Origin of the sequence: Alteromonas macleodii (assembly GCF_903772925.1) — a bacterium.
GTDB classification, from domain to species: Bacteria; Pseudomonadota; Gammaproteobacteria; order Enterobacterales; family Alteromonadaceae; genus Alteromonas; species Alteromonas macleodii_A.
In genome coordinates this window covers 2,449,833-2,471,025 of the sequence record NZ_LR812090.1, presented here as the reverse complement: position 1 = coordinate 2,471,025, position 21,193 = coordinate 2,449,833, and the positions used below count along the sequence as shown (strand labels likewise).

22 protein-coding genes are annotated in these 21,193 nt (G+C 42.9%); 10 read left to right on the top strand and 12 right to left on the bottom strand.

Annotated elements, in window-relative coordinates; all coding sequences use genetic code 11:
* Positions 1–203: 203 nt before the first annotated feature.
* From PCAR9_RS10665 to purM, 3 genes are read right to left on the bottom strand one after another with little or no spacing between them, the layout of a single operon-like run.
* Positions 204–956 carry a DUF3108 domain-containing protein gene (locus tag PCAR9_RS10665; protein WP_179983570.1) on the bottom strand — a complete coding sequence of 251 codons (753 nt, stop codon included), beginning with the start codon at positions 954–956 and terminating at the stop codon, positions 204–206.
* A complete protein-coding gene (purN, locus tag PCAR9_RS10660; RefSeq protein ID WP_179983569.1) occupies positions 916–1,566 on the bottom strand; it encodes a phosphoribosylglycinamide formyltransferase in 651 nt (216 codons plus the stop codon). The genes PCAR9_RS10665 and purN overlap by 41 nt, the downstream gene beginning before the upstream one ends.
* The gene (gene purM, locus PCAR9_RS10655) at positions 1,563–2,603 is read right to left on the bottom strand and encodes a phosphoribosylformylglycinamidine cyclo-ligase (protein ID WP_179983568.1); all 1,041 of its coding nucleotides are present in this window, start codon (positions 2,601–2,603) and stop codon (positions 1,563–1,565) included. The genes purN and purM overlap by 4 nt, the downstream gene beginning before the upstream one ends.
* 315 nt (positions 2,604–2,918) lie before the next feature.
* Here purM and PCAR9_RS10650 point away from each other — a divergent pair, with 315 nt between their 5' ends.
* Together PCAR9_RS10650 and hda are read left to right on the top strand one after the other, a co-directional pair.
* Complete coding sequence (locus PCAR9_RS10650; protein ID WP_179983567.1) at positions 2,919–4,316, top strand: DUF2066 domain-containing protein; 1,398 nt, start codon at positions 2,919–2,921, stop codon at positions 4,314–4,316.
* Positions 4,317–4,322: 6 nt separating this feature from the next.
* Positions 4,323–5,060, top strand: a complete 738-nt coding sequence (hda, locus tag PCAR9_RS10645; protein WP_179983566.1) for a DnaA regulatory inactivator Hda — start codon at positions 4,323–4,325, stop codon at positions 5,058–5,060.
* 87 nt (positions 5,061–5,147) lie between these two features.
* Here the strand turns inward: hda and PCAR9_RS10640 are convergent, their stop codons facing one another.
* The 3 genes from PCAR9_RS10640 to arsC all read right to left on the bottom strand — a co-directional run bounded on the left by PCAR9_RS10640 (position 5,148) and on the right by arsC (position 6,606).
* Complete coding sequence (locus PCAR9_RS10640; RefSeq protein ID WP_179983565.1) at positions 5,148–5,570, bottom strand: DUF2069 domain-containing protein; 423 nt, start codon at positions 5,568–5,570, stop codon at positions 5,148–5,150.
* Between the two features lie 74 nt (positions 5,571–5,644).
* Positions 5,645–6,253 (bottom strand): NAD(P)H:quinone oxidoreductase, encoded by a 609-nt coding sequence (wrbA, locus tag PCAR9_RS10635; protein WP_179983564.1) that lies wholly within the window; start codon positions 6,251–6,253, stop codon positions 5,645–5,647.
* Positions 6,253–6,606, bottom strand: coding sequence for an arsenate reductase (glutaredoxin) (arsC, locus tag PCAR9_RS10630; RefSeq protein WP_179983563.1), 354 nt, complete (start codon positions 6,604–6,606; stop codon positions 6,253–6,255). The genes wrbA and arsC overlap by 1 nt, the downstream gene beginning before the upstream one ends.
* A gap of 217 nt (positions 6,607–6,823) precedes the next feature.
* Between arsC and PCAR9_RS10625 the strand changes: the two genes are divergently transcribed.
* The gene (locus PCAR9_RS10625) at positions 6,824–7,339 is read left to right on the top strand and encodes a TlpA family protein disulfide reductase (RefSeq protein WP_179983562.1); all 516 of its coding nucleotides are present in this window, start codon (positions 6,824–6,826) and stop codon (positions 7,337–7,339) included.
* 76 nt (positions 7,340–7,415) lie between these two features.
* Here the strand turns inward: PCAR9_RS10625 and bepA are convergent, their stop codons facing one another.
* Positions 7,416–8,879: a beta-barrel assembly-enhancing protease gene (gene bepA / locus PCAR9_RS10620; RefSeq protein ID WP_179983561.1), complete on the bottom strand. Its 1,464-nt coding sequence runs from the start codon at positions 8,877–8,879 to the stop codon at positions 7,416–7,418.
* A 434-nt stretch (positions 8,880–9,313) separates the two neighbouring features.
* On the opposite strand from bepA, the gene PCAR9_RS10615 reads away from it, so the two are divergent.
* Complete coding sequence (locus PCAR9_RS10615; protein WP_179983560.1) at positions 9,314–10,387, top strand: AI-2E family transporter; 1,074 nt, start codon at positions 9,314–9,316, stop codon at positions 10,385–10,387.
* Between the two features lie 67 nt (positions 10,388–10,454).
* Here the strand turns inward: PCAR9_RS10615 and bcp are convergent, their stop codons facing one another.
* Both bcp and PCAR9_RS10605 read right to left on the bottom strand, forming a co-directional pair.
* On the bottom strand, positions 10,455–10,919 hold the full coding sequence (bcp, locus tag PCAR9_RS10610; protein ID WP_179983559.1) for a thioredoxin-dependent thiol peroxidase: 465 nt from the start codon (positions 10,917–10,919) through the stop codon (positions 10,455–10,457).
* The gene (locus PCAR9_RS10605) at positions 10,897–11,460 is read right to left on the bottom strand and encodes a glycine cleavage system transcriptional repressor (protein ID WP_179983558.1); all 564 of its coding nucleotides are present in this window, start codon (positions 11,458–11,460) and stop codon (positions 10,897–10,899) included. Before PCAR9_RS10605 ends, bcp begins: the two co-directional genes overlap by 23 nt.
* Positions 11,461–11,638: 178 nt before the next feature.
* Here PCAR9_RS10605 and dapA point away from each other — a divergent pair, with 178 nt between their 5' ends.
* The 5 genes from dapA to PCAR9_RS10580 all read left to right on the top strand — a co-directional run bounded on the left by dapA (position 11,639) and on the right by PCAR9_RS10580 (position 18,021).
* A complete protein-coding gene (dapA, locus tag PCAR9_RS10600) occupies positions 11,639–12,523 on the top strand; it encodes a 4-hydroxy-tetrahydrodipicolinate synthase (protein ID WP_179983557.1) in 885 nt (294 codons plus the stop codon).
* A 12-nt stretch (positions 12,524–12,535) separates the two neighbouring features.
* Complete coding sequence (gene bamC / locus PCAR9_RS10595) at positions 12,536–13,639, top strand: NlpB/DapX family lipoprotein (RefSeq protein ID WP_179983556.1); 1,104 nt, start codon at positions 12,536–12,538, stop codon at positions 13,637–13,639.
* Between the two features lie 12 nt (positions 13,640–13,651).
* Positions 13,652–14,365, top strand: coding sequence for a phosphoribosylaminoimidazolesuccinocarboxamide synthase (purC, locus tag PCAR9_RS10590; RefSeq protein ID WP_179983555.1), 714 nt, complete (start codon positions 13,652–13,654; stop codon positions 14,363–14,365).
* A gap of 182 nt (positions 14,366–14,547) precedes the next feature.
* Positions 14,548–15,414, top strand: a complete 867-nt coding sequence (locus tag PCAR9_RS10585) for a DMT family transporter (RefSeq protein WP_179983554.1) — start codon at positions 14,548–14,550, stop codon at positions 15,412–15,414.
* A gap of 252 nt (positions 15,415–15,666) precedes the next feature.
* On the top strand, positions 15,667–18,021 hold the full coding sequence (locus PCAR9_RS10580) for a sensor domain-containing phosphodiesterase (protein ID WP_179983553.1): 2,355 nt from the start codon (positions 15,667–15,669) through the stop codon (positions 18,019–18,021).
* Positions 18,022–18,060: 39 nt separating this feature from the next.
* On the opposite strand, the gene PCAR9_RS10575 is transcribed toward PCAR9_RS10580, so the two are convergent.
* Positions 18,061–19,158 (bottom strand): NADH:flavin oxidoreductase, encoded by a 1,098-nt coding sequence (locus PCAR9_RS10575; protein WP_179983552.1) that lies wholly within the window; start codon positions 19,156–19,158, stop codon positions 18,061–18,063.
* A gap of 281 nt (positions 19,159–19,439) precedes the next feature.
* Positions 19,440–19,754 (bottom strand): hypothetical protein, encoded by a 315-nt coding sequence (locus PCAR9_RS10570; RefSeq protein WP_179983551.1) that lies wholly within the window; start codon positions 19,752–19,754, stop codon positions 19,440–19,442.
* Between the two features lie 361 nt (positions 19,755–20,115).
* Between PCAR9_RS10570 and PCAR9_RS10565 the strand changes: the two genes are divergently transcribed.
* Positions 20,116–20,358, top strand: coding sequence for a DUF2164 domain-containing protein (locus tag PCAR9_RS10565; protein ID WP_179983550.1), 243 nt, complete (start codon positions 20,116–20,118; stop codon positions 20,356–20,358).
* Positions 20,359–20,445: 87 nt separating this feature from the next.
* Here the strand turns inward: PCAR9_RS10565 and PCAR9_RS10560 are convergent, their stop codons facing one another.
* Positions 20,446–21,183 carry an SDR family oxidoreductase gene (locus PCAR9_RS10560; protein WP_179983549.1) on the bottom strand — a complete coding sequence of 246 codons (738 nt, stop codon included), beginning with the start codon at positions 21,181–21,183 and terminating at the stop codon, positions 20,446–20,448.
* Positions 21,184–21,193: the final 10 nt, after the last annotated feature.

The following is a 21,193-nucleotide window of genomic DNA, read 5'->3' as shown; positions in this document are numbered from 1 at the left end:
AGTGGACCTTACTACTGATAAGTATAGACGTTACTGATATAGCGCGATTGGAATTATGAATTGCGCTTTTTATTTGGAGCCTACCGCAGCTAGCTTATGTCGCAATTTGTTAATAAAAAAGCACGCCTGAATCTAATTTTAAGCGTGCTTTTTTGTATTTTAAATAAGTTTGTTACAAAGAGAGCTGGAGCGCTTTAGCTCTTTTACAGCATTTCAAACGACTTAAGCTTGATATCTCCTTGCTCATCTCCTTCTTTAAATTGCTGAAGTCTGACTAGCGTATAGTTGAGCGAAGGTGCGAACCATGCAAAGGTTTCGCGTTTCTTAGAGTCGCGAATAAGTTTTACTTTAACTGCTTCAACTTCTCCAAAAGGCAATGACAATACTTCTTCATCTACCACTTGCACGCCGTAGTGGCGTAGCTCGCCACGGTAGTTAACAAAGTTATAGTCTAGGGACGTTTTACCTTCGGCAAGCTGCTTGGCTAGATCTATTCGATAAATTTGATTATCAAATTCACCATTCCATTCAAAGGTTTCGCCATTTTCGACTTTAATCTTCCCTTGACCTTGTTGACTAAACGTTACTTTTAGCTCTTTATCCGGCCCAGTTCCCGAACGGTTATAGTAATACTCAGACGGTACAACCGTATCTTCGTTTACCGTGAAGATCGAGTGCTCGCTGCGCTTATCTGATAAGAAAAACTTCGATACCTTGGAGGTATAAATCAAGGAGTATTGTTGGTTCCCTAAGTTCGAAAGCTCAATATTCGCTTCGCCTACGTCGTCACCCCATTTGTAAGCGGTATACGTAGCCTTGTAAGGCTGAAGCGGTAGCTCAGATTTCTCTGCACTGGACATTGTTTGCGCGTTCCCTGAGAGGGATACCGCTAACAGTGCACCAACAGCAAAAGGCTTAATCGCTTGCATAACCAGATTCTGGTAGTTCTTGCTCATCTAAAACTGCCTTATTGTTTCGCATCGATAATCGACCAGCACTAAACCATGATAGTACTAGCGGATAGATGCGGCGTTCTTGTTCCTGAACACGCTCAGCCAAGTCGCTAGCTGTGTCTTCATCAAATACAGGCACACGACTTTGAATGATAACCGGGCCACCATCAAGCTCTGGTGTAACAAAGTGCACACTTACACCGTGCTCTTTATCTCCATTATCGATGGCTCGCTGATGCGTATTCAAACCTTTGTACTTCGGCAACAAAGATGGGTGAATGTTCACTAATTTTCCAGCAAAGCTATCGACAAACTCTGGAGTTAGGATGCGCATAAAGCCAGCAAGCACAACACAGTCAGCGCCAAAAGCATCAATTTGTGCTTTAAGTGCTTCGTCATAGGACTCGCGAGTATCAAAATTAGTGTGATCAAGGCACACGGCTTCGATGCCTGCTTCTTTAGCGCGCTCAAGACCATAAGCGTTAGGACGATTGCTAATTACGCCGCTGATTTTAGCGTTAAGACGGCCGCCTTTTATTTCATCAATAATGGCCTGCAAGTTACTGCCATTACCAGAAATAAGTACGCATATTTTAGTTACACTGCTACTCACGCGTTGATCTCTACTTGCTCTTCGCCGTCTTTTGCAGCGATGTCACCAATAACCCACGCATTTTCACCATGTTGCTTAAGGATGTTTAGGGCTGCATCGGTATCGCTTTCGTCAACAACGATAACTAAGCCAACACCACAGTTGAAGGTGCGGTACATTTCATGACGCGTTACGTTACCGTTTTCTTGAAGCCAAGAGAAGATAGCAGGCCATTCCCATGAACTTTCATCAATTACCACTTTCGCATCTTCAGGAAGTACGCGAGGGATGTTTTCCCAGAAGCCGCCACCTGTTATGTGTGAAATTGCACTAACCTTAACCTCTTCAAGCAAAGCCAATACCGACTTAACGTAAATGCGAGTAGGCTCAAGCAGCTGGTCAATGATTGGCTTACCGTTCAGGTCAGCATTTACATCAGCGCCGCTTACTTCGATAATTTTTCTTACTAACGAATAACCGTTTGAGTGGGGGCCCGACGAACCTAAAGCTATGAGCTTTTGGCCTGGTTTAACGTTCGTGCCGTCAATAACGTTATCAGCCTCAACTACACCAACGCAGAAGCCTGCAATGTCATAATCGCCATCGTGATACATACCAGGCATTTCAGCAGTTTCACCGCCAATAAGTGCACATCCAGCCTGCTCACACCCTGCACCAATGCCAGTAACAACTGACGCCGCAACGTCAATATCAAGCTTACCTGTTGCATAATAGTCTAGGAAAAATAGCGGTTCAGCACCTTGCACTATTAGGTCGTTAACACACATTGCTACAAGGTCAATGCCTACACCGTCATGACGATTCGCATCCATTGCCACTCTTAGTTTAGTACCTACGCCGTCAGTACCTGAAACAAGTAGCGGCTTTTTGTATTTTGTAGGTAGTTCGCAAAGTGCACCAAAACCACCCAAATTACCTTTTACTTCTGGTCTATGGGTTTTCTTGGTAACTGATTTGATGCGTTCAACAAGTTGATTGCCTGCATCGATATCTACGCCTGCATCTTTGTAACTTAAAGAGGTTTTATTTTCGCTCACGGTTGGGCCCTGAAACTAAGAGGTAGAAAACCGCGGATTCTACCAGCAAGTCGGCACAAGTCCAATTTGTGACGGCTATTTTATGCGCTTTTTGATCTTTTTTATTTTAAGGGTGAAATTAAATTGAATATAAAAGACAATAGAACGCTATCTTTTGGTGAATATCTTGCTAGATCTTTTGGTAAATAAAATGTCTTGCTCTGATATTAAGAGTGAGCAATGTGAATGTTGGGCTGCTTTCAAGCTTTATTTGAAATATGTTTGGCCCATGATTGGGTAGGTAAGGAATTGATTTTTAGAGGGTATGGAGTGTCAATGTTGACGGCAGTAATGCGTAACACCAATAAGGCAAAGAAGCAGAGAGTAGGTTTGAAACGAATACTGTGTGTCTCTCTTTTTGCAATACTTAATTACAGTGCAAACACGCACGCCGCTCAGCGCGTTGTTGTTAATGAAGCGCAAATTCAAGTCGAAGATCAAACTCAGCGCACTCAGCAAACAGCGCTCAAAAAAGCGCTCAAGCAAGTATTCATTAAAATGTCGGGCAGCACGAGTGTACTTGACAACCCAGGTGTCAGAGCGGCATTAACATCGCCTCAGTCGCTGCTTCGTTCATATCGCTTTGCGTTTGATAACAACAGAACCTATTACATTGCTGAATTCGATCAGGCGAAACTTAATGAAATTTTGCAGCGAGAATTACTTCCGCTTTGGGGGGACAGACGCCCAGAGACTATAGTGTGGCTAGCACAAGAAGACGAGAACGAAACTCGTACTATTCTTGACGAATCACTCGATACTGAGCTTCAGCGCGCACTTAAACAAACGGCTAAACAGCGTGGTGTGCCTCTCAGCCTCCCTCTAATGGACCTAACAGACAGCGTTAATATTTCTACCTACGACGTGTGGGGACGATTTGCTGAGCCGCTGCGTAAAGCTTCTATGCGTTACAGCGTCGATAACATTATCGGTGCCAGGGTTTATCGCAATGACCCAAATGCGATACCAGATTTACCTGAAAACGTTGTGCCGTCTGGTACCGTTGATTCATTAGATAATGTGCTTACTGAAGAAGCTCAGACTGAGCGTTACGACGATCAACCAAACGATTCAGCTAACGCTGAATCGAACCCGTCGCAAGGTAATGGTGATAGCCCAATAAACAAAAACGCTGCTCTTACTGGTCAGCCTAGCGTAAATGTTGAAGAAATATCGCCTACAGGGCAACTCGCAAACACAACGGAACCATTCACTATGGACGAATTTGCGAATTACGCTAAAAGAGCAGACGAGGGCGACTTCGCGCTGGATTGGATTTTTATTGGCGGTGGTAAAGTAAGCTACGGCAGCATCTATGGAGATTCACCGGAAGATTTAGGCAATGCACTGGTAGACGCGTATTCAAACTATTTGTCATCGCTTTATGCGGTTGTGGGTATTGAAGAGTCTGAACGAGAGGTCATTACAGTCTCAATCGCCAACGTTGGTTCCATTGCAAGCTATGCCAGTGCCACAGACTATTTGAACAGCTTAAGTGTTATTGAAAACGCAACGCTCATTGAGCAATCGGGTACCGTGGCTACTTATTCTTTAACGTTAGTCGGTACGGTTGACGATCTACTAAACAGCGTCAAGTTAGAAAATAAACTACGCCCAGTAACTGACGCCTACGGACAAACCGTTAACGAAAACAGTTTCTATTGGAGCAATTAAATTAGCATGCAGCTGCCTTTGCCTGTAACGTTACCTGTAGACGAAAACTTCGATAGTTTCGTTTCTACGGGTAACGAAGAAGTGGTTTCAGTGCTTGAGCAGATTTCAGAAGCGCTACCGCTTTGGCGAGATGCCTCGAAATTAAGCGCTTTAGCTTCATTGCAACTTCCATTACTTACCTTACTAGGCAGCAGTGCGGTTGGTAAAAGTCACTTGCTTTTTGCCACCTGTCATCAGTTAGCAGGCAGATCTGTCAATCACCTGTATTTAAATCTTAATGACTTTAAAGCTTGGTCTTTAGATATCTTCGAAGGGTTGGAAAACCTGTCGCTGATAGCGCTAGATAACATACACGCCATAGCGGGTGATAAGCGCTGGGAAGAAGCGCTGTTTGATTTATTCAATCGCGTTATGGAAGCTAAACAGGCCATGGTGATTTGCACCAGCCATTTAGGTCCATCAAACCCAGCATTCGTGCTACCTGATTTGCGTTCCCGCTTGGCATGGGGCGTTATTTATCACGTTAATCAGCTTGATGATAGCGGTCGTGAGGAGGCGGTACGCCTGCGCGCTGAAGAGCGGGGCCTTAAGCTTTCAAACCAAGCGCTACAGTTCTTGTTAAATCATAGCGAACGAGACCTAAAAAGCCTGATGTCTTTGCTAGCCAGGCTAGACACCCGCTCACTCCAAGAACAAAAACGCCTGTCGGTGGGCATGGTTAAGCGCGAGCTTAACCTAAATTAGTCAAAGCGCGAGCTTAACCTAAATTAGTCAAAGCGCGAGCTTAACCTAAACTAGCTAAGCGCGAGCTCAACCTGATTTAGCTAAGGGTTACGGTCGGCCTTGCTCAAAACGCGCTTTTTCTTCTTTCATTTCTTCTTTAAGCTTTTTAAAGCCTAATCCTAGTTCGCGTCCACGCTTTCTGGCGAAGGCGCTGCATCCAACGAACATGCCGGTACACAAAATAATTTCTACTACCGCATACCAGCGTTCAGCAGGCACGGCGTAGGCAACGGTACACCCGTGAATAAGGTAAAATAAGACAACAAAATTTGCCCAAGCGTGAGTATATGGCTTGCCTTTCAATACACCCCAATAGGGTAACAATAAGGGTAAAATATAGAACAAGGCAATAAATACTGGGGAGTAAGTATGCTCTTTAGTAAATGTAAATTGCCAAAGCGTTATCCATATAATTAGCCCAGTGTGACTGATAAGTGCTAGATAGCGAAAGAAACGCGTATCTGGTGCCATGTTTATTCTCCGAAGAAATCAGGTTTTAATATTTATCTAAACGTTGTGTCTATTCGCGTTTGTCGTATCGCGAATCAATCGTTATTTGCTAATCTTTTTGCAAACGTAGCCAGGCGCTTACCTTGAGCAAAACACAGCGCTTTTTCATCTGCGCTCAATTGTTGCGGAGCACTTAAACTATGGTGCGCGACATGTGTTACGCCATAGGGGCTGCCACCCATGGTTGTATTGTGCAGTTCTGGCTCGCTGTATGGAATACCGCAAATTATCATACCGTGATGGATAAGCGGTATCATCATAGACAACAGCGTGGACTCTTGGCCGCCATGCATGGACGATGACGAAGTAAAAACGCAGGCCGGTTTATCAATCAATGCGCCCTTCAACCATTGGCTGCTTGTTGAGTCTAAAAAGTGTTTAACCGGCGCGGCCATATTGCCAAAGCGAGTAGGGCTACCAAGGGCCAACGCGCTACATTGCTCAAGTTCCTGAATTGTAACCTCAGGGACTGTACTAGAAGCAACATCTGAGACATCTTCAGAAGTGCTGCTCGATTCGTTAATACTTTTAACTGTGCGCACTATAACCGGCACATTTTGTGACGATATTCCCTGGGCGATAGCATCGGCTAAACGCTTGGTACTGCCATGTCGGCTGTAATAAAGTACAAGAACGGGTTGCACTACAAAATGTCCAATACCGATTCAGGCGGTCGACCGATACGTGCTTTCTCGCCTTTAATAACAATAGGGCGTTCGATTAGCTTAGGCGTCTGAGCCATGGCATCAAAAAGTGCTTCATCAGACAATGCTTCGTCCCCTAAATTTGCCTCTTTGTACTCTTTCTCTTTTGTACGCATCATACCCCTAACCGATTCAAGGTTAAGTTTTTTAAATATCGCTTTAAGCGCTTGGGCATCTAGGGGATGTTTTAAATATTCAACCACAACTGGCGCTTCGCCTTTTTCTTCAAGTAGCGCAAGCGTTTGTCTGCTCTTAGAACAGCGTGGATTATGAATAATAGTAATATCTGACATATAAGCCCCTTTTTAAGGTTGTTACTTTTGGCGCGAACTATTGCGTTTTTGCTTCTTAATATCAAGCAGTTTAAACCTAGTTATCAATAAAGTGCGCAATATACCTCTGCATCGCGCCTAATCAGCGAGGTGTTTAACAAGTAATATTTTAAAATCTGTTAGAGAAGGGGGGAAGAATCTGGCACTATGACTAAAACAAATATAATTAGAGGGTTGCATGTCGTTCTCACCTTTAAATAGCAATATGGGCAAAACTAATCCGCTACTTCTTATCACCCTTTTTATTACAGCGTCTTTAGCTGGGTTTTTTACTTATCAGAGTCTTCAGAATGACTTTGAAACCTTGGATGGGCAAACATATAGCTGGAATGGTCTTAAAGGACAGTGGGTAATTGTGAACTACTTTGCGCCTTGGTGTGCGCCATGTCTTCGCGAAATGCCTGAATTAGCGTCATTTCATCAATCTTTACCTAGCGGTACACAGCTATTTGCAATTAACTACGACCCCAAAACAAAAGCTGAATTGACAGCAATGTCAAAAAAATACGACATTGCTGTGCCAGTTATTGTTAGTTCTTCCGATACTAAGCTACCCATGGCTAAGCCTCCATATTTACCTGCCACTTTCATTGTGGGCCCAGATGGAAAGATCAAAGATACGATAATGGGTGAAGTGACAGCTGACGGCTTGCATCAGCGCCTTATTAAACTAAAAAACGCTGAGCGAGATTAAGTCAACAGTGTATAGAACAACGGTAGCGCTGTACATTAACGCACTACAAACGCACTACAAACGCACTACAAACGCACTATAGCCGTTCTAATCGTTCTTCCTGATCGCGAAACTGCTTTATGCGCGCCCTAATCCGTTGCTTTGCAAGGTGATTATCACCCGCAAAATTGTAAGCATATTGAAGTTCATCTACTGCGCGATTGTATGCGCCATAAAGGGCATAGACTTCCGCTTTGCTTTGGTGCATTTGGGAGAATTGCTTAGCTTTTTGATACGCTTCACTCATCAATTGGTGGGCTATTTGATAATCTTTTCTGACCAGTAGAAAATCCTTAAGCAACGAAATGGCATCATCATACTTTTGTGCACTGATATAGGCGTTCGCCTGATTTAGCGCAAGAACCTGATTTCTCGGGTTGTGTTGAACGTGAGGCGTTAACATTTCTACCGCTTTTAAAGGTTGTCCTAAAGAGATGTAAATATCAGTCATAGCATCGAGATAGAAAAGATTATCTCCATCGCCGGCAATAAGCTTATCCATCACTTTTTTTGCTTTATCAATTTGTTCGTTTCGCATGTAGGCGAGTGCTAAACCGTAAAGCGATGCTTCTTTGCTCCGCTGAACATCTTGGTTTACTGCTGCTTCAAAATACTCCATTGCGTAATCTGCTTTAAACGAATAGCGCGCCTTTATTCGTGCTTTCGCTAATTCAAATTGTTTGTTAATGGGAAGATAACGTCTGGGATAATCCCCAGCGCGATTCCTTGCATCAGCAATACGGGTTTCAGTTAGGGGGTGAGTTAGAAGTCGTGCAGGCGGTCTAGAAACCATACGGTATTCTTCTGCCATTGTAGAAAAGAAGGAGGCCGCAGCGCTTGGATCAAAACCAGCTCTTGCCAGCATAGCAATACCGATTCGGTCTGCTTCTTGTTCATTTGTCCGTGTATAGTCAATTTGAAGCTGAGCCGATGCTGCAGAACCTGCCTGCATGGCCGCAATACCTGCTTCAGGATTAGCCATAGCAATGAGTACGCCACCAATAAGCGAAGCCAGTGCTAAAGGCGATGAGCGTCGTTGAGCTTGCATACGCCGTGCAATGTGGCGCTGCGTAACGTGTGAAATTTCGTGAGCAAGTACTGAAGCCAGCTCGCTCTCGTTTTTAGCTCTACGCATTAAGCCCGTATGTACGCCGATATGACCACCGAAAAACGCGAAAGCATTTATGGCGTCGTTGTTAACCCAGAAAAACTCGAAGGGGAACTTTGCATTGTCGGCGTGGACAACTAAACGATTGCCTACATCTTGCAAATACTCGTCCAACACTGGGTCTGAGATAACCGGGCTTTGCCCGCGCATTTGGCGCATTACGGCATCGCCTACGATCATTTCCTTATCAAGTGATATAGCGTCTGAAGCAACCACACCTATCTCAGGTAGTGCATTTTTATTGCTGTAATTGGCATCTTGTGCAACAGCCGTTAGGCTCGATGTGAGCACAAAGGAAAGGGCAACCAAAGATGCTGAAAAATGTTTTCTCATGAACCTACAATTATTGTACATGTTTAATACTGCATAACGCTTAGAGCACTAAGTTGCTAAACAGTTTCAAAATTTATTATTTTCTTATATCTACTTTTTCAGTAGACGAAATTTAAAATTTAGCGTTGTTTTACTAACACGAGTCAGACAAATACTAGAGCGAACTTCCAGAAGTTATCTAATTTAGTCAGATGCTTGGACTATATCGGTCACACGCTTCTGACTATTTCAGTCAAACGCTTCGCAGGTATTACGACACGTTGACCTAGTTTAGTTAACAACTTTCTACACTCTCACTCTACACGCTAATAGTAATACTGTAAAAACATCATACCAGTTTGATTTTGAAAGATTCTTAACTACTACTTATTGCTAATTGCTAGTGCTATCAACTATGATGCGTGACCTATTCTTGGTTATTTCTAGGCGTTTCTATGATTAGCGTTTTTGGTCGTTGGTACCGACGCAAATTTTCCGATCCTGATGCAGCAATGCTGCTCATTTTGATTCTTTTAACCACAACAGTGTTGCTATTGTGGGGCGAGCTAATTATGCCTGTACTGGTTGCAGCGGTTATTGCTTATCTGCTTGACTGGCCAGTAAGTCGTTTAGTGAGTGTTGGCGTTAGTCGCACTTTGGCATGCGGCGTGGTAATGCTCGGATTTATCACTATCACTATTTTAACTTTGATTGGATTGGTTCCAATTATCTCAAAGCAGAGTGTGAATCTTATTCAAGAAACGCCGTTAATTTGGCAAAAAGCCCAAGAATGGATCTTAACGCTTCCTGATAAATACCCAGATTACGTACAGGTGTATCAAATCCATCAGATGATGGAAGGCTTAAATGAAAAGCTAGTAGAAGTAGGAGAAACCCTGATTTCTGCTTCGTTCAGTAATATCGCCAATTTAGCCGCACTGCTTGTTTATATGGTGCTGGTACCCCTGATGGTATTTTTCATGCTGAAAGACAAGCTTTTCTTTCTAGACAGCATTTCTCGTTTATTGCCAAAAGAACGCCGCTTAATTACTCAAGTGGGCCACGAAATGAATTCTCAAATCGCTAATTACATACGCGGCAAAGTGATTGAGATTATTATCGTGGGTGTAGTGAGCTGTGTGACTTTTGTTCTTATGGACTTGCGTTATGCCATTTTGCTTGGCGTTTTAGTTGGCTTTTCTGTACTCATTCCCTATATCGGTGCTGCAGTGGTCACAATACCCGTGGCTGTTGTTGCAATGTTTCAGTGGGGAATATCACCAGAGTTTTGGTATCTAATGATAGCCTACGGCATTATTCAGGCATTAGATGGTAACTTATTGGTGCCGTTATTATTCTCTGAAGCGGTTAGTCTTCACCCGCTTTATATTATTGTTGCTGTTTTAGTCTTTGGTGGCCTTTGGGGCTTTTGGGGCGTGTTTTTCGCCATACCACTTGCTACGTTGGTAAAAGCTGTGGTTACTGCGTGGTCAAGTAATCCTGTTGCAATTCCCGAAGAGGCAAAGTAGCTAACACTAAGTATAAAAAAGCCCCGATAACTGCACGTTATCGGGGCTTTTTTGTTATGTAAGAAATTTAGCTGTTCAGGTAATCAAGAACAACTGTGTGGTGCTCTTTTGTTTTGAATTTATTGAAAACATGTTCAATTACACCGTTCTCGTCAATCAAGAAAGTTTGACGGTGGATGCCATCATATTCTTTACCCATGAACTTTTTAGGCCCCCACACACCAAATGCGTCGGCAACAGCATGGTCTTCATCAGAAAGCAGGGTGAAATTAAGGTTTTCTTTTTCTATAAACTTAGGCAGTCGCTTAACCGCATCTGGGCTTACACCTAGTACAACCACGTTCTTCGTGGTCAGTTCTTCATTAACATCACGTAATCCCTGTGCTTGAGTTGTACAGCCTGGCGTCATTGCCTTAGGGTAAAAATACACGAGTACTTTTTTACCTGCGTAATCAGTTAAAGATACGGTTTCGTCATTTTGGTTCTGCAATGAGAATTGTGGAGCTTTATCACCAGCTTGTAACGTTTTCATTGGGATCCTTCTTGTGTTTGTCTACTACTTTGCCTGTCACGTTTAACGATTTGAACAGGGACATTAGATCAGATTCTAAAACATCGATATTTTCATCTGAAGTAAGCGAAACAATAAATTTGCATCGCATGTTGTCTTTACCAGTGGCTTTGTCTTTGTAGGTTCGCTGTCTAAACGCACTAATCATGGCATCTCGCTCTGCGAAAAAGCCGGTAACGGCTTTAATCAGGCCCGTTTCGTCTTCACCACTAAATTCAACATTAAAGAGGTGCGCGAGATTTTGCTTTTCATGGTGGCTCGTTCGCTTCATCATCGACAGCAAATCAAGGCGCTGAAACAGTGCTGGTAGTATGCACTCGGCTTTTGTAATAGCTGTTTGCGTTCCCTCTATGATCATAGTCAACGAGAACTCTTTGCCATATATAGCTTGCCTGCTATCTAAAATATTGCACTGAGCTTCTGATACCGTTGTTGCAATTTCGCTTAGGATGCCAGTGTTGTCTGTACCTAAAATGGTAACGATAAGTTGTTGTTTCGACATCTACTTCACTTCAATGGTAATAATGTCGGGATGTTAGCACAGAGTTTTTTTAGAAGTCAGCGCCTTTTTCCCGCCTTTGAATAAGATATTGTCAAATTCTTGTCATTTTACATGCGCTATTACTTGTGTTTAAGCACTGACATAATTACCATGTGCGCTCACATTTTGCGGAGAGATTATGTTTACTGGTAGTTACGTAGCACTCGTCACGCCGATGCTCGAAAACGGCGATATCGATTACAAGTCTTTAGAGAAACTTGTGAAGTTTCATGTAGAGCAGGGCACTCATGGTATTGTGTCTGTTGGCACTACAGGTGAGTCAGCAACACTACCGTTTGATGAACATATCAACGTGGTTAAAGAAACAGTGGCAATGGCATCAGGTGCTATCCCTGTTATTGCTGGAAGTGGTGCAAACTCTACTGCTGAAGCGATTTTTCTTACCGAGCAATTAGGTGCTACAGGTATAGATGGTTTCTTAAGCGTGGTGCCTTACTACAATAAGCCGCAACAGGCGGGTATGATTGCCCACTTCAACGCCATTGCCGATGCTAGCGACTTGCCTGTGATCCTATACAATGTTCCGGGCCGAACCGTAGCTGACATGCTTCCTGAAACCGTTGCAGAATTATCTGCCCACAAAAATATTGTTGGTCTTAAAGATGCAACCGGTGACATTGCTCGATTAAAAGAAACCCAGCCTCTTGTTCCGGAAGACTTTGTTATTCTAAGTGGCGACGATGGCACAAGTGCTGAATTCATGTGCGAGGGCGGGCATGGTGTCATTTCAGTTACCGCTAACATAGTACCTAAAGCTATTGCACAAATGTGCGAAACTGCCCTCAATAAAGATTTCGATAAATGTCGAGAGATCGACGAATCAATCAAGCTATTGCACAGTGAGCTTTTCATTGAACCAAACCCTGTAATGCCTAAGTGGGCGTTATATAAAATGGGAATGATGAAAAGTGCTGTTATGCGATTACCTATGGTTTTACCGGAACTATCAAGCCAAAAACGTATCGAAGAACTACTAAAAAAATACGCATTGATTTCTGGTTAATAAGGAATACAGATGAAAAGAACGCTGGCTATAGCAAGTTCAGTAGCGATGGTTGCACTTGCAGGTTGTTCAAGCCAAATAGATAGAAAGACCGCTTCTGGTAGCTACGAGTACTTAAAAACTAAAGAACAAAAGACCTTAGAAGTCCCTCCTGGCTTAGATGCACCTACCTTTTCGAGAGACTTTGCTTTACCAGAGGTAGGTAAAGAAGCAGACCAGTCGCTTGTAGGTAAGAACTTGATGGTTCGTTCTCCTGCGTTGGTTCTTCCTTTAGTTACTGGCTCTCACGTGGAAGAAGGTAAGAGCTCAGCAACTATTTGGTTTGACCAAGTTGATGATAGCCAACCGCTAAGCCAAGCAATCTGGAACTCATTATTAAGTTTCTTAGATGAGCAGGGAATAGGTGTAGATAGCTTTAGCCCGGAAGATAAAGGTTTGATCACTGATTGGATGGTCATGACAAAGGAAATTGATGGCCCTTGGTATAGCTTTATCGACGAAGAGAGCGAGATAGGTCGCCGTTTTGAATTCAGCCTGGATGTCAAGCCTCATGGTCGTAGCGCTGCATTGACGGTTGATTTAAAAGACTACATGCAAACCGTTGGTAACGACGTAGTTGCAGACGTTTCTTCTTTGGAAGAGCGTCGCGAAGAAGTTGAAGTATTAAACCAAGTTATCGGTCATTACGAATACCAAATTCAGCTTGCTGAAACGCGAAGAATTGCGAAGATTCGTCAAGGTATTAATACGGAAATGGGCTTTAACGATGACGGGGACCCAGCGTACATCGTAGAAGCGCAATATGACGTTGCTTGGCCTAGAATGCTTTTGGTACTTCGCAAACTTGGGTTTGATGTTAAAGATTTAGATAAATCAAATGGCCTGCTATTTATCACTTATAATGGTGACCAGGGTAGTTGGTGGGATGGTTTATTCTCAAGCGATGCTGAATTACTCGAAAAGGGTGATTATCGTTTGAAAGTTGCAAAAGCGGGTGCAAATCGCACATCAGTTACTTTCATGAACAATGAAAGTGTACCGTTTGAAGCAAATCAGGTTTCCGACCTTTACAGTGCATTTGCTGAGGTCATGTCAGAAGATAACCTTGATATATAACTGAGACTGAGAATGGAAAAACGCGACGAGCTTTACCGCGGTAAAGCAAAAACTGTTTATTACACTGATGATAGCGATAAACTAATTCTTCACTTTCGAAACGACACTTCAGCGTTCGACGGTGAAAAAATAGAGCAGCTTGATCGCAAGGGTGAAGTAAACAACAAGTTTAACCACTTTATAATGACTAAGCTTGAAGAAGCGGGCATTGCAACACAAGTTGAAGCTTTAGTTTCTGATACTGAGTCTTTGGTTAAAAAGCTCGACATGATCCCTGTCGAGTGTGTGGTGAGAAACTTGTCTGCTGGCTCTTTAGTACGCAGACTAGGTGTGGAAGAAGGTAAAGAGCTTAACCCACCTATTTTCGAGTTTTTCCTTAAAAACGATGCGCTTCACGACCCAATGGTAAATGATTACCATATTCTATCATTTGGCTGGGCTACAGAAGCACAAATTGCCGAAATGAAGGCACTAACCTTTAAAGTAAACAATGTACTTAAAGCATTGTTTGACGAAGCAGGTATGTTGCTTGTTGACTACAAACTAGAGTTTGGTGTCGATAAAGACGGCAACATCGTGTTAGGCGATGAGTTTACTCCTGACGGCTGTCGCTTATGGGACAAAGAAACCCGTAAGAAAATGGACAAAGACCGCTTTAGACAGGGGCTTGGCTCGGTTGTAGAAACTTACATTGAAGTTGCTGAGCGTTTAGGTTTGTCTCTATAGATACAATCTGCGTGTAGTTTGAATAAAAGAGGACCTTCAGGTCCTCTTTTTTGTTTAAGCCTTTATGACTAACATTTAAAAGTTGGTTATTTGAAGAAAACTCTTTTAAGTTATTATTTTAACGATACATTCTTTGAAAGAATGAATATTTAGAAATAGAGATATGCGCAAAGGAGCGGTCATTGTTTAAAACACTTTCTTTAGTCACGGTAGCAATGGTTGCTTTTGCTGCAAATTCGTTACTGTGCAGAATGGCGCTGGCAAATACAGATATTGACCCCGCTAGCTTTACCGCGTTGCGCTTAATAAGCGGTGCACTAGCACTCACGTTATTGTCGCTCTTTTCTTTGCGAAAAGCAGCAGGGGATTCAAGCCTTTGGGTTAACCTAAAAAGTAATGCAACCTTCCTCGGTGGCGCGTCACTGTTTTTGTACGCGCTGTGCTTTTCATATGCCTATATTTCTATGGCTACTGGCACCGGGGCATTGTTGTTATTCGGCGCAGTTCAGCTAACTATGATTAGCTTTGGCCTAGCAAGAGGAGAACGGTTTAAGCGTTTTCAATGGCTAGGCTTTCTCCTTGCATTCACTGGTCTAGTAATTTTGTTACTGCCGAGTGCATCGGCGCCGCCACTTTTAGCTGGCATAATCATGGTCACTGCAGGTATTGCGTGGGGCGTATATTCGCTGTTAGGCAAAAAAAGTAAGTCCGCCTTGTTTGCTACATCGGGCAACTTCATATACGCATCTATTTTATCTATTCCCTTATTAGGGTTTCTATTATCGCTAAATAGTCGTGTATTAGTGTTCGACAATACTGGCGCCTTATTAGCACTTGTTTCTGGCATTGTGGCATCAGGATGTGGTTATGCAATTTGGTATAGCGTGCTGCCAGTTATCAAATCAACTACTGCTGCCACTGTTCAGTTAAGCGTTCCAGTAATCGCAACTTTGATGGGATGGGCTATACTTGGTGAGCAACTTAGCACTCAGGTTGTTATCGCTTCTATCATGACGCTGGGTGGCATCTACTTAGTTATAAAAAGGTAGCTAGCCACGCGAAAGATAATGCATTCCCTTTTAAATAGCACATATTTAATTGGTGGTTTTTCTACAGATTGTTCACCTTCACGCTTTTTTAGAAAGGTGTAGCGAATGGTGCGCATCTTTGTAGACTAAAGAAAAATGTTATATTTCCATCCGTGATGCTAAAGTTCAGCGATTAACAATGTGTATATCGTTGGGCGCAAAGTGGCGAAATGAAACAGCGACTATTGGTGGAAAAGTTTATTGGAGCGTAGTGTGGTAGTTACAGGAGCATTATCTAACGAACTCGAAAGAGTATCTGTTCTCAAAAGATTAGCGCTACTAGATACGCCCGACGAAGCGCGTTTTGACCGGATTACGGGTTTAGCAAGCAGTGTGCTTAATTGCCGATTCGCGACGATCACGTTAATTGATAGCAATAGACAGTGGTTTAAATCTTCAGTCAATCTTGAGATTAAAGAGTCTGCTCGCGATATCGCCTTTTGCAGCCACACCATTTGTGAAACGGACCCATTAATTGTTCCTGACACCCAAAAAGATGCGCGCTTCAAAGATAATCCGTTTGTTTTGGGCGAACCCCATATTCGCTTCTACGCAGGAATAAAGCTTGTTGTAGATGGCTGCGCTGTGGGTACTTTGTGTGTACTTGACACAGAGCCGCATCACTTTAACGAAAGCCAACTTTTTCAGCTTGAAAAGCTAGCTGAGCTCGCAAACGCAGAAATTTGTAGAGAAGAACACACAGAGCTGTCAAAACAGATTACTGAGTACCAAGACCAACTCGAGCAAACGCAAAAACTTACGCGGGTTAGAAGTACTATTCTTGAAAAAGTAGTAAATGCAGAATCTCTTCACAGTGTACTTTTTGATATTGTGAGTGCAATTGAAAGCGAGTACCCCAATAAACTCTGTAGTATTTTACTTGAACAAGACGGCAAACTTAGAAAAGGTGCTGCTCCATCTTTGCCTGAATTCTACAATGATGCTATTGACGGTTTGATAATTGGTGAAGGGGTAGGCTCTTGTGGTAATACAGCAGCCACCAATAGCCCTACCGTAGTTGAAGATATTAGTACGCACCCCTATTGGGCTGGCTTCCACGAATTAGCTGCAAAAGCGGGGGTGGCATCTTGCTGGTCTCAGCCAATTAGAGGCGCCAATGGAAATGTAATTGGGACCTTTGGTATATATCACAAATATAAAGCGATACCGACCTCTGAAGAAGTTATTCTGATAGAACAATTTGCACATATTGCGAGCATTGCTATTGAAAGAGATATAGCGAACGACCTTATCTGGAAACAAGCCAATTTTGATACGCTCACTGGCCTACCAAATAGAAACCTAATGCAGGATCATCTCGACTTGGCGATTAAGACTGCTAACAGGGAGAATGATAAGGTTGCGGTTCTTTTCCTGGATCTCGACAATTTTAAGGATATAAATGACACGCTCGGCCACGATGTAGGCGATGAACTTTTAAAAGAGTGTGCTAAGCGTTTAGAGCAAAGCGTACGCGCTAGTGATACTGTTGCTAGGCTGGGCGGGGATGAATTCGTCATCATTTTAAACAGCATCAATAGTTTAAGTTCAGTAGACGATATAATACAGAAACTGCTAGAAACGATAGCTGAACCTTTTTTGATCGATGTAGAGCAGGTGCATACCAGCGGTAGTTTAGGAGTAACCTTATATCCAGATGATGCTAATAACACTAAGGACTTGTTGAAGTACGCCGATCAAGCTATGTACAAAGCGAAAGCGTCGGGGAAAAATAGTTACAAATTCTATACCTTAGACATGCATGAAGCGGCGGTAAAACGACTTTCTCTTTTAAATGATCTACGTTATGCCGTTAAAAACAATGAACTTTTCGTTGAATATCAGCCTATAACGACGCTCAGTAATGGTCAGATTTTAAAGGCGGAAGCCTTGCTTCGATGGCAGCATCCACAAAAAGGACGAATTCCGCCCGATGAATTTATTCCTTTAGCAGAAGAGTCGGGTTTAATTATCGAAATTAGCGACTGGGTTTTTGAAGAGGTGTGCAGGAATGTAAAGTATTGGCAGTCACATTATTGCCGTGATCTTCAAATAAGTATAAATACATCACCTTGCCAATATTTTCATCAAGAGTCGAATATTACGAGCTGGCTTAACAGATTGCTTGAGATAAATGTTTCAGCGAGGTCTATTTTACTTGAGGTCACGGAAAACCTTTTAATGAAGGCTGACGAAGAGGTTTCTAAAAAGTTGTTTCAGTTTAGGCAAGCCGGTGTTGGTATAGCCCTTGATGATTTCGGTACGGGGTACTCTTCTATTTCTTATCTGAAAAAGTTTCCTACCGATTTTATAAAAATCGACAAAAGCTTTGTTAAAACCATGACAGACGTGAGTAACGATAAAGTATTGTGCGAAGCTATTATTATTATGGCTAAAAAGCTTGGAATTAAAGTAGTTGCAGAGGGCATTGAGACTCAAGAGCAGTTTGAGATCTTAAAAGCAATGAATTGTGACTATGGACAAGGGTATTACATAGCGAGGCCGATGGGGAAAGTCGATTTCGAATCCCTTTTAAAGGCAACTAGCACCGTGAGAAGTGCTAGTTGAGATGGTTACGCTGCACATCAGTGCAATTAGCTCAAAAAGCTAGGATAGTGTAGCTAGGGCTTTGCCAGAGTACTGTTTTAGTTCATCTGTTCGGTTTTCTTTAATCTTATTAGCCCAATTGGGGTCTTGTAATAATGCTCTTCCAACCGCGACTAAATCAAATTCACCGGCATCAAGTCGCTCAAGTAAGTCATCAACAGCACGGGTACTTGAGTCTTGGCCTTTAAATGCGCCGAAGAAGTCATCATTAAGGCCTACTGAACCAACTGTAATTGTGGGTTTTCCAGTAATCTTCTTAGTCCAGCCTGCAAGGTTTAGTTCGCAGCCTTCAAACTCACTTTCCCAGTAGCGGCGTTGAGAACAGTGAAAAATATCTACGCCAGCATCACTGAGAGGAAGTAGAAACTGCTCTAGTTCCTGAGGTGTGTGTGCTAAGCGAGCGGTGTAGTCTTGCTGTTTCCACTGGGAATAGCGCAGCACGATGGGAAAATCGGGACCAGTGGCAGCGCGAATGGCTTTAATTATTTCCACCGCAAACCGACCGCGGTTTTCCATACTACCGCCCCAGCTATCAGTACGCTGATTAGTGCCTTCCCAGAAGAATTGGTCGATGAGATAACCATGCGCACCGTGAATTTCTATCCCATCCATGCCGATAGCTTTGGCATCAGCTGCCGCTTGGGCAAATGCGGATATAACAGATTCAATGTGCTCGACTGTCATGGGTTCAGCACCCTGTTTACCAGGTTTGAATAGTCCCGATGGCCCAGCGCTTGGAAGCTCGGGGTAGGGGGCTTTTTCTGCAACGCGTGCCATACCTACGTGCCACAGTTGTGGCATGATTTTCCCGCCTTCGCTATGAACTTCATCAACCACATTTTTCCAACCGGCTAAGGCTTCGTCTCCGTGAAATTGAGGGATGTTGGCGTCCATAGTAGCGACTTTGTCGTTAACCGTAGTGCCTTCTGTAATGATTAAACCTGTGCCACCTTGCGCACGTCGTTTGTAGTAAACCGCTACATCAGACGTTGGAATCCCGTTTGGGGAAAACTGGCGAGTCATGGGCGCCATAACAATGCGGTTGGTTAGTGAGAGATTACCTTGTGAATAAGGCTTAAATAGTGCGTTAGCTGCCATGTTTTAATCCTGATCTTTTATTGCAATTAAGGCTGTGTGCATTTCACCCAGAAAATGAAACGTTATTATTCTTTAAAGAGCCTTAAGTAATTAATTGCATTAGTGATTATGTAAAGCCTTGCAGGATTCACATAATCACTAATGGGCTAAAAAGGCTGTAATCGATACCAGATACTACTGGTGAGTAGGGGCAAGTCAATTTTCATATGTTGATAGTAAGCCATAAGTAAAAGTGAGCTAAGAGCTCTATGATGAGAGCCCTTATTCAGATATCCGTAGGGTTAATCTAAAATCTCAACGATTTCTCTTGTAGCTTGAATAAGGCGTACAACTTTATTTTCTATACGAACAGTGATCAACCCGTCATCTCCCAATGGCACAACGACGCGAGTGTGATTATAAATATCATGGTCAAGGCGCTTTCCAACAGTTAGCTTTTTTTCCCAACCTGGCGGTAATTCTCCCGTCCGTTCGTATTTTTTCTCTATGCCCGGTGGAAGTGATTTATCTTTATGTGGGTTGTTAGGGCCAGCATAAGCCGTTGAACTAGCGAGTATAACTGCGGCTGAGATACCTATAATGGATAAAATTTTCATTGATAACCTCTCAAATCACTAAAAAGCGCTACATAATCTTGAGAAGATTATTCAAGAAATTAACGCAAACTTTGGGGTTAGCGCTTGTAGTGCAAGAGCAATTACGCTCACTTATCTTTAGCAAAATGGAAACTAATGATAGCGTCGTGTCGTTTCTTCGCAAAAAATTAGCTCCTCGTTAGAAGTGTACGTTTTGCGAAAACCATACCAAGCTGAAATCTAGCTCTACGAAATTATCAGAAAAATAAGGGTATAGGTATGTTAACGTTTATGTGTCTACCAAAGGCAAAGGGTATAAAGTCTATCGCTTGACATAAGATAACAGCGTGGCACTTTAAACGTTACAAAGGAAGAATAAAAAATGAGTGAGATTGCATTTACGCGTGAAGAAAAAGACGCGTTAGTCGCTAAACTGCAACGATATTTTGATGATGAGCTACACGTGGACCTTGGTCAATTTGACGGAGAGTTTCTTCTCGACTTCATTATTAAGGAAATGGGCGCATCTTTTTATAATAAAGGTGTTAACGACGCGAGAGCAGTTGTTGCATCGCGATTACAAGTAATAGATGAAGAACTATACGCCATCGAAAAAGCACTTTAATTTCAAAAATAAATAAAGCCTGCATTTTGACAGGCTTTATCATTAAATGGCGGTTCAGTGTTAGTACGTCAATAGTACTTGGTTGCACTAGAGTTCCTGACTGGTAGGCCTGATAATCATTTCGTTTATGTCTACTTCGCCAGGCTGTTCTATGGCAAAGGATACGGCACGGGCAATAGCATCCGCATCGATTGCATCATCATACATATCTTCTGCCATTTGCTTCGAGTCTTTGTGAGAAATGTGGTCAGTAAGTTCTGTCGCCACTGCACCAGGTGAGATGTTGGTAGAGCGAATTTCACCATTTGACTCCCTGCGAATGCCTTCACTGATTGCTTTAACAGCGAATTTAGTTGCGCAATAAACCGTTGCTCCAGGGAACACAACATGACCGGCCACAGAGGAAAGATTGATAATATGCCCGCTTTTTTGCTCTCGCATTTGTCCTAATACAGCTGCTACTCCATACATAACGCCTTTTATGTTTACATCTATCATCTGATCCCACTCGTCAACTTTCATCTCGTCAAGCGGAGCGAGTGGCATAAGACCAGCATTGTTGACGAGCACGTCAATACGCCCATAGGCATCTATGGCCGCTTTTGCAAGTGCTTGGACTTCATCCTTTTTCGTGACATCTACCGTTTTATAAGTAGCGTGGCCGCCTGAAGATTCAATTTCATCTACAAGTTTTTTAAGACGGTCTTCACGGCGAGCGCCTAATACTAATTTAGCACCTTTTTCCGCTAGCATTTTCGCTGTAGCTTCTCCAAGCCCGCTACTTGCACCTGTAATGATGACAACTTTTCCAGAAACTTCGCTCATAACATTATCC

Coding starts and splice junctions, on each gene's coding strand:
- PCAR9_RS10665 (WP_179983570.1), bottom strand. CDS start 956: ATGAGCAAGAACTACCAGAATCTGGTTATGCAAGCGATTAAGCCTTTT.
- PCAR9_RS10650 (WP_179983567.1), top strand. CDS start 2,919: ATGTTGACGGCAGTAATGCGTAACACCAATAAGGCAAAGAAGCAGAGA.
- hda (WP_179983566.1), top strand. CDS start 4,323: ATGCAGCTGCCTTTGCCTGTAACGTTACCTGTAGACGAAAACTTCGAT.
- PCAR9_RS10640 (WP_179983565.1), bottom strand. CDS start 5,570: ATGGCACCAGATACGCGTTTCTTTCGCTATCTAGCACTTATCAGTCAC.
- arsC (WP_179983563.1), bottom strand. CDS start 6,606: ATGTCAGATATTACTATTATTCATAATCCACGCTGTTCTAAGAGCAGA.
- PCAR9_RS10625 (WP_179983562.1), top strand. CDS start 6,824: ATGTCGTTCTCACCTTTAAATAGCAATATGGGCAAAACTAATCCGCTA.
- bepA (WP_179983561.1), bottom strand. CDS start 8,879: ATGAGAAAACATTTTTCAGCATCTTTGGTTGCCCTTTCCTTTGTGCTC.
- PCAR9_RS10615 (WP_179983560.1), top strand. CDS start 9,314: ATGATTAGCGTTTTTGGTCGTTGGTACCGACGCAAATTTTCCGATCCT.
- bcp (WP_179983559.1), bottom strand. CDS start 10,919: ATGAAAACGTTACAAGCTGGTGATAAAGCTCCACAATTCTCATTGCAG.
- PCAR9_RS10605 (WP_179983558.1), bottom strand. CDS start 11,460: ATGTCGAAACAACAACTTATCGTTACCATTTTAGGTACAGACAACACT.
- dapA (WP_179983557.1), top strand. CDS start 11,639: ATGTTTACTGGTAGTTACGTAGCACTCGTCACGCCGATGCTCGAAAAC.
- bamC (WP_179983556.1), top strand. CDS start 12,536: ATGAAAAGAACGCTGGCTATAGCAAGTTCAGTAGCGATGGTTGCACTT.
- purC (WP_179983555.1), top strand. CDS start 13,652: ATGGAAAAACGCGACGAGCTTTACCGCGGTAAAGCAAAAACTGTTTAT.
- PCAR9_RS10575 (WP_179983552.1), bottom strand. CDS start 19,158: ATGGCAGCTAACGCACTATTTAAGCCTTATTCACAAGGTAATCTCTCA.
- PCAR9_RS10570 (WP_179983551.1), bottom strand. CDS start 19,754: ATGAAAATTTTATCCATTATAGGTATCTCAGCCGCAGTTATACTCGCT.
- PCAR9_RS10565 (WP_179983550.1), top strand. CDS start 20,116: ATGAGTGAGATTGCATTTACGCGTGAAGAAAAAGACGCGTTAGTCGCT.
- PCAR9_RS10560 (WP_179983549.1), bottom strand. CDS start 21,183: ATGAGCGAAGTTTCTGGAAAAGTTGTCATCATTACAGGTGCAAGTAGC.